The sequence below is a fragment of the Kitasatospora sp. NPDC087271 genome (genome assembly GCF_044744605.1).
Classification (GTDB): Bacteria; Actinomycetota; Actinomycetes; order Streptomycetales; family Streptomycetaceae; genus Kitasatospora.
The window spans coordinates 1-14,299 of the sequence record NZ_JBIUYQ010000051.1 but is presented as its reverse complement, the minus strand read 5'-3'; the positions used below and the strand labels follow the sequence as shown (position 1 = coordinate 14,299).

The window sequence follows — 14,299 nt, the reverse complement described above, 5'->3', positions numbered from 1 at the left end:
TCCGACAGGAGGCCGTCCACACCCTCCCGGTCGGTGGTGTGGTCGTCCGCGAACCGACGGTCACCCGTCGCGTCCGGCACGTACTTCACACAGACGACGATCCTCAAGCTCATGAGTGGTTCTCCTGTCACGGTCGCGCTGGTCGATGGCCTCACGTCATGCCGAGGGTACTGAGTGCCAATCCCGGCCCGGCCGCGCCCTGCGCGCCGTGGGCGCCACCTGGACCGGCATACCGTGTCGGCGCTCTTCGACTGGTGTCGGAGGCTCCATGAAGAGGATACGGCACTCAGTACCCCTGGTAAAGGAACTCAGTACCCTTCCCGGTGTGTGCTGGGCCTCAGGACGCCCTCAGGCGGCCAGCACCACGGCGGCCTCTCCCGTGTAGACGCGGAAGGTGAGGGACTCCTGGAGGTAGAGCCGCACGGTGTCGGCGTCGTGGGAGAGGTAGCCGACGGAGACGTCCTGGCCGAGGAAGAGTTCGAAGTCGCCGCCCCGGGTGGAGAGGAGGAGGGCTCCCTCGATGGCGGGGGCCCAGATGATGTCCCCGTCGAGGAGCCGGGCGAGGTGGTTGTGGACGGGGTAGCCGTGGTCGCTGGTCTCGTTGACGGCGGTGAAGGTGTCCGCGCCGAGCAGGAGCGAGTAGGGGCCGCCGACGCCGGCCAGGCGCAGCGCGGTGAGGGCGCGGCTGACCGCCTCGGGGTACTCGCGGACGTCCTCGGGGAGCTGGACCGGCGGGTTGGTGGAGCCGGCCCGGATGCCCTCGATGGCGGCGGCGCGGTAGCCCTCGAAGACGGCGCGGTCCTCGGCGAGGGCGATGGTGCGGGCGGCGTCCTTCACCGGCTGCCAGTCGGAGTCGCGGGAGCCGCGCTCGACGTCGTCGACGGCCTCGCGGCGGACGGTGAAGGGGACGCGCAGCTCGACCACCGGCTGGGCGGCGCGGGCGTGGGCCTGGACGCCGTCGGCGGGCGGTTCGATGCCGGTCAGGTGGCCGGTGCCGACGGCGGCGAGGGTGGAGCCGTCGGGGCCGTTCAGGTCGACCACGCGGCGGCCGGCGATGTGGAGCTTGAAGGTCTGGCGGGCCTCCTCCTCGATCTCCGCCCAGGCTGCGGCGGAGACGGGGGCGAGGTCGCGGTGCAGGTTGTTCATGGTGCGGGTCCTTGTCGGGAGGTCCGGTTCAGGGCGTGCCGCGCAGGCTGCCGATGCCGAGCGAGCCGGTCGCGGGGGGAGCACTCGGCGCGGGCGGAGCGGGCGGAGCCGTCCGCACCGGGGGCGCCGATGGCGCGGGCGGCGGGGCGTCGAGGAAGTCGGCGGTCGGGACGAAGAACAGCGAGCCGGTGGCGGCGGTGGAGAAGTCGAGCAGCCGGTCGGTGGTGCCGGGCGGGCGGCCCACGAACATGTTGCGCAGCATCTCCTCGGTCACCTCGGGATCGCGCGCGTAGCCGATGAAGTAGGTGCCGAACTCGCCGCCGCGGTCGAACGAGCCGAAGGCCATGTTGTAGCGGACGATCTTCCGTTCCTCGCCGTCCGGCCCGGTCACGGTGCTGAGCGCGACGTGCGAGTCGGCCGGTTTGACGTCGTCGTCGAGCTCGATGTCGGTGAGCTTGGTGCGGCCGACCGCCCGCTCCTGGTCCTCGACGCTCAGCGCGTTCCACGCGTCCAGGTCGTGCAGGTACTTCTGGACGATGACGTAGCTGCCGCCGGTGAAGTCCGGGTCCTCGGCGCCGACCACGGCGGCGGTCTCGGCGGCCCGGCCCTCGGGGTTCTCGGTGCCGTCGACGAAGCCGAGCAGGTCCCGGTCGTCGAAGTACTTGAAGCCCTGGACGGAGTCCACCACGGTGGCCGCCCCGGCCAGCCGGCCGGTGAGCTGGCCGGCCAGCTCGAAGCAGAGGTCCATCCGGGCGGCCCGCAGGTGCAGCAGCAGGTCACCGGGGGTGGCCGGGGCCCGGTGGCGGGTGCCGGCCACCTCCCGGAAGGGGTGCAGGCCGGTCGGCCTGGGGCCGTCGAAGAGCCGGTCCCAGGCGTCCGAGCCGATGCCGGTGACGCAGGTGAGGCCCCCCTCGGGGGCCCGGAAGCCGACCGCGCGGCGCAGCCCGGCGAGGTCGGGCAGCAGGTCGCGGACGGCGTCCTCGCCGCCGGGCTCGACGGTGAGGACCAGGAAGACCGCCGCGCTGGTCAGCGGGGAGAGCACGGCTTGCGGTTCGGCCTGCATGGCGAGGGTTCCTCCACGGTGGTGCAGGAGGCCGGGCGGCGTCCCGCTCATGGCCGGTGGTCAGCGTGCCGCGGCTGCCGCCGACCGGGCGGGCCGACGGTGTGACGGACCAGCGGCGTGACGGACCAGCGGACATCTGATCATGCGTACGATTACACCCCATAGCGGACCATTCGGCGCGGGCGGCACTCCCCCGAACGGCCCTCCCGGACGCGCCGTCCGCCGAGGCCGTTCGGGGGACGCCCACGGCCGGTGGGCACGCGGAAGGGGCGGACGCGCCGTCACGCGCCCGCCCCTTCCACCCCGGCTGTCAGACGCGCAGGGCCGCCAGCTGCTCGGCGAACGGCACCACCTGTTCGGGCAGCGCCGGCGGCACCGGGCCGCGGCCGGCCAGCAGTGCCGCCAGTTCGCCCGCCGCGCGGTCGATCCGGCCCGGGAGGCCGTCGGTGAGCCCGTCCCCCGCCGTACCCCAGTCGTCGGTGGCCGCGTAGACGGCGGTCGGCACCACCACCGCGCGCAGGTAGCTGAACAGTGGCCGGACGGCGTGCTCCAGGGCGAGCGAGTGCCGGGGCGTGCCGCCGGTGGCGGCGATCAGCACCGGCTTGCCGGTGAGCGCGTCGTGGTCGACCAGGTCGAAGAAGGACTTGAACAGGCCGCTGTAGGAGGCGGTGAAGATCGGTGTCACCGCGATCACCGCGTCCGCGCCGGTCACCGCGTCGATCGCCCCGCGCAGCGCCGCGCCGGGGAAGCCGGTGACGAAGTGGTGGGCGATCTCCGTGGCCAGGTCGCGCAGTTCGACCACCGTGACGTCCACTTGCCGCCCACCATCGGACAGTTGACGGATCGTCGATTCGGAGAGGCGGTCGGCCAGCAGCCGGGTCGAGGACGGCTCGCTCAGCCCGGCGCTCACCACCACCAGCCGGTACGCGGTCACTTGGCCACCTCCACGCTCTCCCCGTCGACGGACTTCCCGTCGGCGGACTCCTCGTCGCGGGCCGCGACCCGCGCGGCGTGCGTCGGCCCGTCCGGCACCGCGGCCGGGCGGTTCCTGGCGAACTCCTCGCGCAGCACCGGTACGACCTCCTCGCCGAGCAGGTCCAGCTGCTCCAGCACGGTCTTCAGCGGCAGGCCGGCGTGGTCCATCAGGAACAGCTGGCGCTGGTAGTCGCCGAAGGACTCGCGGAAGGCCAGCGTCTTCTCGATGACCTCCTGCGGGCTGCCCACGGTCAGCGGGGTCTGCTCGGTGAACTCCTCCAGCGAGGGCCCGTGCCCGTACACCGGCGCGTTGTCGAAGTACGGGCGGAACTCCCGCACCGCGTCCTGCGAGTTGCGCCGCATGAACACCTGCCCGCCGAGGCCGACGTACGCCTGCTCGGGCGCGCCGTGGCCGTAGTGGGCGTAGCGCTCGCGGTAGAGGGCGATCAGCTTCTGGAAGTGCTCCTTGGGCCAGAAGATGTTGTTCGCGAAGAAGCCGTCCCCGTAGTAGGCGGCCTGTTCGGCGATCTCCGGGCTGCGGATCGAGCCGTGCCAGACGAACGGCGCGACGCCGTCCAGCGGGCGCGGGGTGGAGGTGAAGGACTGCAGCGGGGTGCGGAAGCGGCCCTGCCAGTCCACCACCTCCTCGCGCCACAGCTGGTGCAGCAGCGCGTAGTTCTCGATCGCGAGCGGGATGCCCTGGCGGATGTCCTTGCCGAACCACGGGTAGACCGGGCCGGTGTTGCCGCGGCCCATCATGAGGTCCACCCGGCCGTCGGCGAGGTGCTGGAGCATCGCGAAGTCCTCGGCGATCTTCACCGGGTCGTTGGTGGTGATCAGCGTGGTCGAGGTGGAGAGGATGATGCGGTCGGTCTGCGCGGCGATGTAGCCGAGCATGGTCGTCGGCGAGGACGGGACGAACGGCGGGTTGTGGTGCTCGCCGGTCGCGAAGACGTCGAGGCCGACCTCCTCGGCCTTGCGCGCGATGGCCACCATGGCCTTGATCCGCTCGTGCTCGCTCGGGGTGCGGCCGGTGGTCGGGTCGGGGGTGACGTCGCCGACGGTGAAGATTCCGAACTGCATGCTGCTCACCACACTCCAGGTCGGCCCCTCGCCCGGGCGCTGGGGGCGCGCGGCGTTCTCGGGGCGGATCGTTAAACTTTCAACCACCTTAGCACCCGGGTGCGGATCGTTATTCCCGCCCACAATTGAGGGGGGAGCTCCGGAAGGGCGGCGAACCGATGGCGACGTACATCGCGGTGAGCGCGCTGAGCCACGAGGGCCTGGTGCGGCAGCACAACGAGGACAGCCTCACGGTCGGGCCGTGGACACTCTGCGCCACCGTGACCGGCAACCCGCAGACCCTGCTGTTCCCGCTCGGCCCGCCCTGCGTGGTCGCCGTGGCGGACGGCCTGGGCGGCCACCCCGGCGGCGAGGTCGCCAGCGCCCTGGTGGCCCGCCGGCTGGCCGCCGACGGCACCGGACTGGACGGCGAGGAGGCCGTCCGGGAGGAACTCCAGGAGTGCAACCGGGCGGTGTACGCGGCCGCCGCCGGCGAACCCGAGCTGGCCGCGATGGGCACCACGGTGGCCGGCCTGGTACTGCTGCCCGACCGGGCGGTGGCCTTCAACGTGGGCGACAGCCGGGTCTACCAGGTCACCCCGGACGGGCTGCGCCGGGTGAGCGTGGACGACAGCCCGCCGCTGCCGCCCGGCCGGCGCACCACCTCGGTGGTCACCCAGACCCTGGGCGGCTCGCTCGGACTGACCTTCGTCGAACCGCACGTGCGCGCCGCACCGCTGGCCGCCGGCGACCGCTACCTGGTGTGCAGCGACGGCCTGACCGACCCGGTGCCGGAGGAGGAGCTGGCCGCGCTGCTCGCCCGGCCGCACGACGGCTCCGACCGCGCCGACGGGAGGGCCGCGTTCGAGCTCTGGAAGGCGGCGATCGCGGCCGGCGGGCCGGACAACATCACCCTGGCGCTGGTCCGGATCGGCGAATAGGCCCTGTCACCAACCTCCGTGGTCAGTACACCTGGCCGCCGGTGGGCACGGACCCGCCCCGGCGGGGCGCCGAAGCGCTCCGCCGGGGCGGTCACCTGTCCGTGTTCGGTCGCTCGACGAGCGTCCGGTCAGAGTTCGCTCGTGACGCTCACCCCGCTGAAGCCCTGCTGGGCGTAGAGGCTGAAGTAGACGTAGCCGGCCGGCGGGTTGGTGATCGTCAGGGTCTCGGAGTTGTCCGGCCCCGCCGAGTGCGCCGTGCTGGCGTCGGTGTACGCCCAGGAGGCCGGGTTGTAGTAGAGGTCGCCGTTGCCGGTGCCGCCGCTGGTGGTGACCTTCACCTGCTTGGTGCCGGCCGGCACCAGGAGGTAGAAGTGCGCGTAGTTGCCGGTGGTCGCCGCGATGTTGCTGCGGGCGCAGTTGGCGTCCAGCTTGCGGATGTCGGTGCCGGCGCACTCCGGCAGCTGCGGCTGGGTGGGCGTGCCACCGCCGGAGGCGCAGGCGCCGTTGGCGCACGCCGTCAGCCAGCTGTCGAAGCCGGCGTCGTAGCGGGTGCCGATGGTGGTCTTGAGCAGGGTGCGGGCGCCGGCCCAGTCGCCGACGCGGTACTTGGCGAGGACGGAGTCCAGGTCGCCGCGGTGCTGCTCCAGCATGTAGCGGACGGCGAGGTAGCCCCAGCGGTAGACCCGGTCCTGGTCACCGTAGGCGGTGTCGAAGAGGTCGCTCAGCTTGTAGGTGTGCTGGGCGGCCGCCGCGATGGCGGCGTCGTTGGTCACCTTGCGGTACGAGTACGAGATGTACTCGGCGAAGCCCTCGACCCACCAGACGGTCGGGGTGGTCATGCCGGCGTTGAAGTCGCCATACATGTCGAACCGGCCGTCGAGGTAGTGGGTGTACTCGTGGTTGAGGTTCCAGATCTCGAACGACGGGCGGGCCCACTCGGCCTCGTAGCAGAGGAAGCGCGGCTGGTTGCCGGCCTTGACCGGGTCGCCCTCCAGGTACATGCCGCCGTTGTTGGTGTCGATGCCGTAGATGGCCGCGGCCAGCACCTGGTAGTCCAAGGAGGAGTGGAAGACCACGACCTCGATCGTGGTGTTGCCGTCGTCCTTGACCGGACCGTTGTCGCGCACCACCGAGTGGAAGTATGCGTCCTGGCCGGTGAGGCTGGTGCAGGCGGTGCCCAGCTGGGTGTTGTCCAGCGCCTGGGCGATCAGCTTGATGCTCGGGCTGCAGGTGTAGTTGACCGTCAGCACGCCCGCCTTGAGCTGGTCGGAGGCGTTGCAGGTGCCGTAGTAGGCGCAGTTGGCGGCGTCGTAGTAGCCGACCCCGTCCGCGACCGCGGCCCACTGGTAGACGGTGCGACCGTTCGGCGCGGACTGCGCGACCAGCGACTTGGCGAGCGGACGGACCTTGGGCTGGAGCGCCGTGTCCTTCAGGAAGCGGGTCAGCTCCTTGGCCGCGTTGTAGACCAGCACGCCGAAGTCGCCGCCGAGCTGGTCGTTGTTGCGGGTCGCGAAGCCGGACAGCGCGTCCAGCACGCTCGGGTCGGCCTCGACCGCCGCGTCGAAGCCGGTCACCTGGTGGCCGCGGAACAGCACCGTGAAGACCGGGTTCACCGCCCAGGCCATGCCGGCCGGGTTCCAGGTGGCGCTGTTGTAGTCGTTCAGCAGCTGCTTGACCACCGGGAGGTAGCGGATGTTCTCCTGCGCGCTGTCGATCAGGGTGACGGCCTCGCCCAGGATGGGCGCGTTGCCCGCGGCGACGTCCCGCACGTGCGCGCCGCCGAAGAAGGCGTCCAGCCCGGAGCGGATCGCCGTCTGGAGGGCGGTGCCGTAGGTGCCGACGTCGTCCTTGTGGTACCACTGCGCGAAGTACCCGGCGCGCAGGTACAGCACCAGTTGCTCGACGGAGGTCGAGTTGTCGCCCGGGTAGCTGCCGGACGCGTCGCGCAGCGCGTACGCCACGGTGGTCATCTGCTCCTCACGGAACGCGCCCCTCGCGTCCGCGCCGGTGAGCTGGAAGAGCCCGTTGATGCACTGGATGTCGGCGGCCTTGATGTGCTGGACCAGGTCGCCGCCCGTCCGGCCGGTGAAGTCGCCGACATTGCAGGGCTGTGCGGCCGCCGCGCCGAGGGCGAAGGCCTTGGCGGTCGGCCGGGCCTCGGCCGGCCGGGTGTCGAGCGGGAGCGGGGCTCGCTGGTCGGCAGAGGCGAACTGCCGGTCGGTGTGGCCGCGCTCGGGGGCGCCGGCGGCGGGCTGCGGCGCCGGTCCGGCGGGGGTGGTGGGGGCGGACGCGCCGCCGCCGGGGGCGGCGGCGGGGGCGGCCTTGCTCTGCGGGGCGAACAGGCCGATCGTCAGGAACATGGTCAGGGCGAGTACTAACAGCCTTGCCAGCTGCGGGAGTCGCAGCAGACGCGCGGAACTCACGTGGGGGCCTCCGGGCCGTCGTCGGCCGCAGTGGGGGTGCGGCCGGTGGGGTGGTGAGGACCGTTGGCGACGGCGCCTCGTGGGCGGCTCCGTCGTACACACGGTGGGGAGTGTGACATGTACCATGGCACACATCACATGACGTTGGATAGCCCCGCTCATGTGAGCGATTGGCGGGGGAACGACGCAGGGGCCGTGATGGCGAATCGCCACCACGGCCCCTGCGCTTGGGGGTTGACGCCCCGCTCGACTACTTCCGCAGCAGCAGGATCACGCCGGCCGTCACCAGGCCGACCAGGACCGCCGCCGCGCCGTACGCCAGCCGGTGCGCGCGCAGCACCGGCAGGAAGCGGTCCACGGCGTAGCGGCCCGGGCCGGTCAGGGCGAGCGCGGCGGCACCCGCCGTGAGCAGCAGCTCGTACTCGCTGCCCTTCGGGGCGAAGAAGCCGCCGCCCCAGGTGACGGCGATCGCGTTGACCATCGTGCCGACGATCGCGGCGCCCGCCAGCGGGGTCAGCAGGCCGACGGCGAGGGCGAGTCCGCCGAGCGTCTCGGTGAGGCCCGCGACCACGGCCATGGCGTTGCCCGCCGGGTAGCCGCTCATGGTGAAGAACTGACCGGTGCCGTCGATCCCGCCGCCGCCGAACCAGCCGAACAGCTTCTGGCTGCCGTGCGCGGCCACGGTCAGGCCGAGGGCCAGGCGCAGGAGCAGGAGTCCGGCGTCGTAGGCGTGCGGGGAGGTCGTCGCGGAGTCGGGGGTCACCCGGCCCGGGAGGACGGTGGTGGTGGGGGCGGTCGTGCTCGGGCTGCTGCTCGGCATGCGCGTCTCCATCGATCGGGATCGGTCGTAGGGGTGTGGTGGCGCGGCCGGGCGGGTCGCCCCGCGGCTGTTGTTCAAATTTGAACCGGCCACTCCTCGACCGTACCTTGGAGTTCGAATTTGAACAACTGACGCATCGTGGACAACTCGCGGGCCGGACCCCGCCCGGGGCAGGGTGGAGACATGGCTCAACGCAGGCAGCACCGGCGGACCGCGAAACCCGGCACGCCCTACCCCGAGGCCCTCGCCGCCTTCGGCGAACGCGTCCGGCTGATCACCCCCCGCCAGTGGGACGCCCCCACCCCGTGCGCCGGCTGGTCCGTCCGCGAGCTCGTCAACCACCTCACCGGCGAACAGCTGTGGATCCCCGAACTGCTGATGGGCGCCACCATCTCCGAGGTCGGAGGCCGCTTCGACGGCGACGTCCTCGGCGACGACCCGGTCACCACCTGGACGGAAGCCGCCGACGCCGCCCGGGACGCCTTCGCCGTCCCCGGCGCCACCGAGCTCACCGTCCACCTCTCCTTCGGGGACGTCTCCGGGCAGTACTACCTGGACCAGCTCACCACCGACCTGGTCATCCACAGCTGGGACCTCGCCGAGGCCGTCGGACGGCACACCCGGCTCCCGGCGGAACTCGTCGACTTCGCCCTCGGCGAGTTCGCCGGCTACGGGGACCTCTCCGGGAGCGGCCTGTTCGACCCGCCCCTGCCCGTCCCCGACGACGCCGGTCCGCAGACCCGCCTGCTCGCCCTCACCGGGCGGCGCGACCGGCCCTGACCTGCGGCGACCGGCGTGGTGCCGGACGCCGGATACTGGAAGGAGCGGGGGCCGCGATCCGTGCGAGAGGCGGGCACGCCATGAGCCGCAGGCCGGACATCCTCGGCGAGTTCACCGCCGACCACCGGGCGGTCACCGAGCTGCTCGACCGGATCGAGCAGGCACCCACCGGCGCCGCCGAGCGCACCGCCCTGCTGGCCCGGCTGACCGACCTACTGTTCACCCACTGCGCGGCCGAGGAGGAACACCTCTTCCCGCTCGTGCAGCACGACGTGCCGGACGGCGGGGCGCTGGTGTTCGGCAGCATCCACGAGCACCTGGCGATCGGGCAGTACCTCTCCGACCTCCAGGGGCTCGGCCCGGCCGACCCGGCCTTCGACACCCTGCTGCGCGGCCTCGCCGACACCCTGCGGCGCCACCTCGCCGTCGAGGAGAAGCAGCTCTTCCCGGCCGCCCGCAAGGCCCTGCCGGCCACCACCCGAGCCGCGCTCGGCGACCGGCTGCGGGCCGAACGCGCGGAAACCGCCGAAGACGCCGAGGCCACCGGGCCCGCCGAGGCAGGCAGCGCCGAGCCGTGAGCCTCAGTTCTTCGGGCTGATCACCGCGAAGCGGCCGCCCTCCCGGTCCTGCAACCGGGCCACCCGCCCGTACGGGGAGTCGAAGGCGGATCCCACCGCCGAACCGCCCAGCTCCACGGCCCGGGCCAGCGCCCGGTCCGCGTCCGGGACGGCGAAGGACACCTCCCAGTGCGGCGGCAGCCCCGCCGCACCGCCCGCCTGCTCCCGCGCCAGCGCGGCCACGCTGTGGCCCTCCGCCCGCAGCACCACCCGGTCGTGCTCCCAGCGGACGTCGAACCGCTCCGGGTCACGGCCGTCCCAGCGGAACACCTGCCCGTAGAACAGGGCCGCCGCGAACGGGTCCGGCGTGCGCAGCTCGATCCAGACCGGTGCGCCCGGCAGGTCCAGCCGCCGGGCCCGGCCCAGCGGGCCCTCCCAGATGCCGAACACCGCCCCGGCCGGGTCCGCCGCGAAGGCCACCCGCCCGGCGTCGAAGGCCAGCGGGCCCACCGCCAGGGTCGCGCCGCGCTCGCGCACCGCGTCGGCGGCCTCGTCCGCGCTCTCCGTGCCGAAGTAGCTGGTCCACGCCACCGGCATCGCCCAGTCGCTGCCCGCGACCCCCAGCCCGGCCACCGCCTCCCCGCCGGTCACCGCGTGCAGGTACGGGCCGAAACGGTCCGGCCCCGGCTCGAACTCCCAGCCGAGCAGCGGCCCGTAGAACGCCTTCGCCCCCTCCAGGTCCCGGGCCGTCAGGCTCACCCAGCACGGAACGGCCGCCACGCAGCGCACCTCGGCGGTCTCACCGCTGCCCATCGCGGACCTCCTCGCCACCCGGCCGCCGGGCCCCTCCCGACTCCCACGGCCCACCGGCCGCCCGGGACGCCCACAGCCTAGGCCGAAGGGCGTAGCGCGTTCCGGGAGGCATGGCCGGGATCAGCGCACCCAGTTCTTGAGCGGCTCGGTGTCCAGCGAGATCCCCACCGGCTCGGGGAGGTGGACGGTCTTGCCGAACGGGAGGATCTGCGCGGTCTCGTAACGGACGCCGTCGGGCTGGCTGTGGACGGTGACCTCGGCGAAGTCGCGGTCGATCAACAGGTAGACGGGGATGCCGGCCTCTGCATAGGCCCGAGGCTTCTCGACACGGTCCCGCTGATCGGTATCGGAGTCGTAGGAGGTGACCTCGGCGACCATCAGCACGTCGCTGGTCTCGGCCCACTCCGCCGTGCCGACGAAGGCGTCTGCATGCGCCAACGTGCCGTCCGGGCGGGCAAAACTGCCACGGTAGCCCTGGATCTTCAGCCCCTGATCGTGCAGATAGAGCTCAGGCCGAGCCTGAATGCAGCTCCGCAGCAGCCACTGAATCATGCGGCCGTGGTCGCCGCCTGGCACGGGCTTGACCCCCAGCTTCCCGTTGATGAGCTCCGGCCGGATGCGTTCGGCGGTTCGAGTCAGAAGACGAGCGAACTCCTCGAACTCCTCGGGCTGCATCTGCGGGCGGTCGGAGGTCGCGGTCACGGGCTTTCCTCCTTCGCCTGGGCACCCCGTGGGGCAACGAACACACCGGCAAGTGGTCACGGGCCATCTGGATTCCGACGATAGCGCCCACCGCCCGGCCCTCCCAGTCACACCAGAGCGGGTAAATGTGACCCAGGTCACATGGAAAGGCGAAATTTCCGGGGAAGGAATCCCCGTTTGGTCTTTCGTAGGCAGAAGCGGGGAGAACTTCCCCGGTATCCTGAAGGAGCAGTCGCCGTGACCACCGCCGCCACCGAGCCGGTCCGACCCGTGGAGACCGTCCGTGCGCCCAAGCTGCGCGCTGACGCGACCCGCAACCGGGAGCGGATCGTCCTGGCGGCTCGCGACGCCTTCGTCGAGCACGGCGCGGACGTGCCGCTGGACGAGATCGCGAAGCGGGCCGGGGTCGGCAACGCCACGCTGTACCGGAACTTCCCGGACCGCTCGGCGCTGGTCCGCGAGGTGGCGCTGCTCGTCAAGAGCCGTATCCTGGCCCTCGCCGAGACGGCGACGGTCGAGGCGGACGCCCCTGACGGCGTCCCGTTCGACGCCCTGCAACGGTTCGCGCACGCGACCGTCGCGGAGAAGCTCGGCGCGCTCTGCCCGATGTTCACCAGCCATGTCGACCCGTTCGACCCGGACCTCACCGAGGCCCGCGAGCGCCTGACGGCCGCCGTGGGCGGTCTGATGGAGCGAGCCCGGGCGGCGGGTGAACTGCGGGCGGACGTCGACCACGGTGACCTGTTCATCGCGATCAGCCAGCTGACCCGGCCGCTGCCGGGGACGTCCTGCCAGCTGCTCGACGACTTCGTCCACCGGCACCTGCAGCTGTTCCTGGACGGGCTGCGCACGCCGGCCCGTTCGGTGCTGCCCGGCCGGGCCGCGACCTTCGAGGACTTCCAACCCCACCACTGACCCACCAGCGGTACCCCGACCGACCGACCCGCCCTCCGGACCAGGCCGACCACCGGCCCGCCAGGAGCCGATCCCCGAACGCCCCGCACCGACGCCCCGTACGGCGACCAGCCGTCCCCGTACGGTGGTCGACCCTTGTCGCACGCCACGCACCGTGAAGTGAGTACCCCCATGCCTGAAACCGACGCCCGACCGGCGACGCTGCCCGATCCCCGGCGCTGGAAGGCGCTGATATTCATCGGCCTCGCCCAGCTGATGGTCGTCCTGGACGCCACCATCGTGAACATCGCCCTTCCGTCCGCCCAGCGGGACCTGGGCATCTCCGACGGCAACCGCCAGTGGGTGATCACCGCCTACGCGCTGGCCTTCGGCGGCCTGCTGCTGTTCGGCGGCCGGATCGCGGACCTCTGGGGCCGCAAGCGGACCTTCGTGGTCGGCCTGGCCGGCTTCGCCCTCGCCTCCGCGCTCGGCGGCGCCGCGGCCAACACCGCGATGCTGCTCGGCGCCCGCGCCCTCCAGGGCGTGTTCGGCGCACTGCTCGCCCCGGCCGCGCTGTCGCTGCTGGCAGTGACCTTCACCGAGGCCAAGGAGCGCGCCAAGGCCTTCGGCATCTACGGCGCGATCGCCGGTGGCGGTGGCGCGATCGGCCTGATCCTCGGCGGTCTGCTGACCGAGTACATGAACTGGCGCTGGACCTTCTTCGTCAACGTCCCGTTCGCCATCGTCGCCGCCGTGGGCGCCGTCCTGGTGATCCGCGAGCCCGCCGAGGGCCGCAACCGCAACCGGCTGGACGTCCCCGGCGTGCTGCTGGTGACCACCGGCCTGGTCTCGCTGGTGTACGGCTTCACCCGCGCCGAGTCCAGCGGCTGGACGGCTGCCAGCACGCTGGCGCTGTTCGTCGCGGCCGCCGTGCTGCTGACCGCGTTCGTCCTGGTGGAGCGCCGGGTCAAGGCCCCGCTGCTGCCGCTGCGCGTGGTGCTGGACCGCAACCGCGGCGGGGTGTACCTGTCGCTCGGCCTGGCCGTGATCGGCATGTTCGGCCTGTTCCTGTTCCTGACCTACTACCTGCAGCTCGTGCGCGGCTACAGCCCGGTGCTGACCGGCGTCGCGTTCCTGCCGATGGTGGCGGGCATGATCACCGGCTCGACCCAGATCGGCGCCCGGCTGATGACCCGCGTCCCGGCGCGGTTCCTGATGGCCCCCGGCTTCCTGGTCGCCTCGATCGGCATGCTGCTGCTGAGCAACATCGGCCTGGACACCTCCTACCCGATGCTGATCCTGCCCGGCCTGGTCCTGATGGGCCTCGGCATGGGCACCGCGTTCATGCCGGCGATGAGCCTGGCCACGCACGGCGTCCAGCCGCGCGACGCGGGCGTCGCCTCGGCGATGGTCAACACCTCGCAGCAGGTCGGCGGCGCCATCGGCACCGCGCTGCTGAACACCATCGCGGCCAGTGCCACCACCAGTTGGCTGGCCTCGCACGCGACCGCCGCGGCGGCCTCGTCGCCGGCGGCCGCCCAGACCCTGCAGTTCCAGGGCATGGTGCACGGCTTCACGACCGCGATCTGGGTGTCCTTCGGGATCCTGGTGGCGGCCTCCGCGATCGCCTTCACCCTCGTGAACGCCGGTCGCCCGGACGCGGCGTCGGCGTCGGGTGCCGGTGCGGCGAAGAACGACGAGGTGCCGGTGCTGGTGCACTGACGCCTGCGGGTTGCTCGGGTGCGTACGCGGCCCGTCCGGTGTCCCCTTCCTGGGGCTCCGGGCGGGCCGCTCGCCGTTTCCGGGTCCGGCGGTTCCGGGGTCGGCCATTCGGGGTCTGGATCACAGCGACCCCGGGTGGAAGTGGGGACTACTCCCCGATTATGGTGGCCCCAGCGAGAAGCGGGGAACTATCCCCACTTCCTTCCGACCGAGGTGCGTGCACATGACCCGGAATCAGAACCCAGGACGGGGGCGGCGGGCCGTCGACTGGGCGGACGGCCGGCTGGGGATCCACACCCTGGCCAGGGCCAACCTGCGCAAGATCTTCCCGGACCACTGGTCCTTCATGCTGGGCGAGATCTGCCTCTACACGTTCGTCATCATCATCCTGACCGGTGTCT

Annotated in this window: 13 protein-coding genes and 2 pseudogenes; 6 read left to right on the top strand and 9 right to left on the bottom strand. The window is 72.2% G+C overall.

Annotation, left to right across the window (positions count from 1 at the left end; all coding sequences use genetic code 11):
• From ACIO9K_RS37690 to ACIO9K_RS37670, 5 genes and pseudogenes are all read right to left on the bottom strand, one after another.
• Positions 1 to 113 (bottom strand): annotated as a pseudogene (locus tag ACIO9K_RS37690) (electron transfer flavoprotein subunit beta); the annotation flags it as partial.
• 235 nt (positions 114 to 348) lie between these two features.
• The gene (locus tag ACIO9K_RS37685; protein ID WP_350884446.1) at positions 349 to 1,146 is read right to left on the bottom strand and encodes a family 1 encapsulin nanocompartment shell protein; all 798 of its coding nucleotides are present in this window, start codon (positions 1,144 to 1,146) and stop codon (positions 349 to 351) included.
• 28 nt (positions 1,147 to 1,174) lie between these two features.
• Positions 1,175 to 2,209, bottom strand: a complete 1,035-nt coding sequence (locus tag ACIO9K_RS37680; protein WP_400336409.1) for a Dyp-type peroxidase — start codon at positions 2,207 to 2,209, stop codon at positions 1,175 to 1,177.
• Between the two features lie 310 nt (positions 2,210 to 2,519).
• Positions 2,520 to 3,143, bottom strand: a complete 624-nt coding sequence (locus ACIO9K_RS37675; protein WP_400336407.1) for an FMN reductase — start codon at positions 3,141 to 3,143, stop codon at positions 2,520 to 2,522.
• Complete coding sequence (locus ACIO9K_RS37670) at positions 3,140 to 4,267, bottom strand: LLM class flavin-dependent oxidoreductase (protein ID WP_400336405.1); 1,128 nt, start codon at positions 4,265 to 4,267, stop codon at positions 3,140 to 3,142. Before ACIO9K_RS37670 ends, ACIO9K_RS37675 begins: the two co-directional genes overlap by 4 nt.
• Positions 4,268 to 4,425: 158 nt before the next feature.
• Between ACIO9K_RS37670 and ACIO9K_RS37665 the strand changes: the two genes are divergently transcribed.
• Entirely contained in the window at positions 4,426 to 5,187 is a 762-nt protein-coding gene (locus ACIO9K_RS37665) for a protein phosphatase 2C domain-containing protein (protein WP_363585628.1), read from the top strand.
• Between the two features lie 128 nt (positions 5,188 to 5,315).
• Here ACIO9K_RS37665 and ACIO9K_RS37660 read toward each other — a convergent pair whose 3' ends face one another.
• A complete protein-coding gene (locus ACIO9K_RS37660) occupies positions 5,316 to 7,547 on the bottom strand; it encodes a M9 family metallopeptidase (RefSeq protein WP_363626290.1) in 2,232 nt (743 codons plus the stop codon).
• A gap of 313 nt (positions 7,548 to 7,860) precedes the next feature.
• Entirely contained in the window at positions 7,861 to 8,430 is a 570-nt protein-coding gene (locus tag ACIO9K_RS37655; RefSeq protein ID WP_400336402.1) for a DoxX family protein, read from the bottom strand.
• Between the two features lie 183 nt (positions 8,431 to 8,613).
• On the opposite strand from ACIO9K_RS37655, the gene ACIO9K_RS37650 reads away from it, so the two are divergent.
• Together ACIO9K_RS37650 and ACIO9K_RS37645 are read left to right on the top strand one after the other, a co-directional pair.
• On the top strand, positions 8,614 to 9,210 hold the full coding sequence (locus ACIO9K_RS37650) for a TIGR03086 family metal-binding protein (protein WP_363626292.1): 597 nt from the start codon (positions 8,614 to 8,616) through the stop codon (positions 9,208 to 9,210).
• Positions 9,211 to 9,290: 80 nt separating this feature from the next.
• Positions 9,291 to 9,788 carry a hemerythrin domain-containing protein gene (locus ACIO9K_RS37645; protein WP_400336400.1) on the top strand — a complete coding sequence of 166 codons (498 nt, stop codon included), beginning with the start codon at positions 9,291 to 9,293 and terminating at the stop codon, positions 9,786 to 9,788.
• A gap of 3 nt (positions 9,789 to 9,791) precedes the next feature.
• Here the strand turns inward: ACIO9K_RS37645 and ACIO9K_RS37640 are convergent, their stop codons facing one another.
• Together ACIO9K_RS37640 and ACIO9K_RS37635 are read right to left on the bottom strand one after the other, a co-directional pair.
• Positions 9,792 to 10,580, bottom strand: coding sequence for a VOC family protein (locus ACIO9K_RS37640; RefSeq protein ID WP_363626296.1), 789 nt, complete (start codon positions 10,578 to 10,580; stop codon positions 9,792 to 9,794).
• Between the two features lie 120 nt (positions 10,581 to 10,700).
• On the bottom strand, positions 10,701 to 11,282 hold the full coding sequence (locus ACIO9K_RS37635) for a Uma2 family endonuclease (RefSeq protein ID WP_400336398.1): 582 nt from the start codon (positions 11,280 to 11,282) through the stop codon (positions 10,701 to 10,703).
• 237 nt (positions 11,283 to 11,519) lie between these two features.
• On the opposite strand from ACIO9K_RS37635, the gene ACIO9K_RS37630 reads away from it, so the two are divergent.
• The 3 genes and pseudogenes from ACIO9K_RS37630 to ACIO9K_RS37620 form a co-directional block, all read left to right on the top strand.
• Positions 11,520 to 12,197: a TetR/AcrR family transcriptional regulator gene (locus tag ACIO9K_RS37630; RefSeq protein WP_363585635.1), complete on the top strand. Its 678-nt coding sequence runs from the start codon at positions 11,520 to 11,522 to the stop codon at positions 12,195 to 12,197.
• A gap of 171 nt (positions 12,198 to 12,368) precedes the next feature.
• Positions 12,369 to 13,898, top strand: a complete 1,530-nt coding sequence (locus tag ACIO9K_RS37625; RefSeq protein ID WP_400336396.1) for an MFS transporter — start codon at positions 12,369 to 12,371, stop codon at positions 13,896 to 13,898.
• 223 nt (positions 13,899 to 14,121) lie between these two features.
• Positions 14,122 to 14,299: pseudogene (locus ACIO9K_RS37620) on the top strand (ubiquinol-cytochrome c reductase cytochrome b subunit); the annotation flags it as partial.

Coding starts and splice junctions, on each gene's coding strand:
- ACIO9K_RS37660 (WP_363626290.1), bottom strand. CDS start 7,547: ATGTTCCTGACGATCGGCCTGTTCGCCCCGCAGAGCAAGGCCGCCCCC.
- ACIO9K_RS37650 (WP_363626292.1), top strand. CDS start 8,614: ATGGCTCAACGCAGGCAGCACCGGCGGACCGCGAAACCCGGCACGCCC.
- ACIO9K_RS37685 (WP_350884446.1), bottom strand. CDS start 1,146: ATGAACAACCTGCACCGCGACCTCGCCCCCGTCTCCGCCGCAGCCTGG.
- ACIO9K_RS37625 (WP_400336396.1), top strand. CDS start 12,369: ATGCCTGAAACCGACGCCCGACCGGCGACGCTGCCCGATCCCCGGCGC.
- ACIO9K_RS37665 (WP_363585628.1), top strand. CDS start 4,426: ATGGCGACGTACATCGCGGTGAGCGCGCTGAGCCACGAGGGCCTGGTG.
- ACIO9K_RS37645 (WP_400336400.1), top strand. CDS start 9,291: ATGAGCCGCAGGCCGGACATCCTCGGCGAGTTCACCGCCGACCACCGG.
- ACIO9K_RS37680 (WP_400336409.1), bottom strand. CDS start 2,209: ATGCAGGCCGAACCGCAAGCCGTGCTCTCCCCGCTGACCAGCGCGGCG.
- ACIO9K_RS37655 (WP_400336402.1), bottom strand. CDS start 8,430: ATGCCGAGCAGCAGCCCGAGCACGACCGCCCCCACCACCACCGTCCTC.
- ACIO9K_RS37670 (WP_400336405.1), bottom strand. CDS start 4,267: ATGCAGTTCGGAATCTTCACCGTCGGCGACGTCACCCCCGACCCGACC.
- ACIO9K_RS37640 (WP_363626296.1), bottom strand. CDS start 10,580: ATGGGCAGCGGTGAGACCGCCGAGGTGCGCTGCGTGGCGGCCGTTCCG.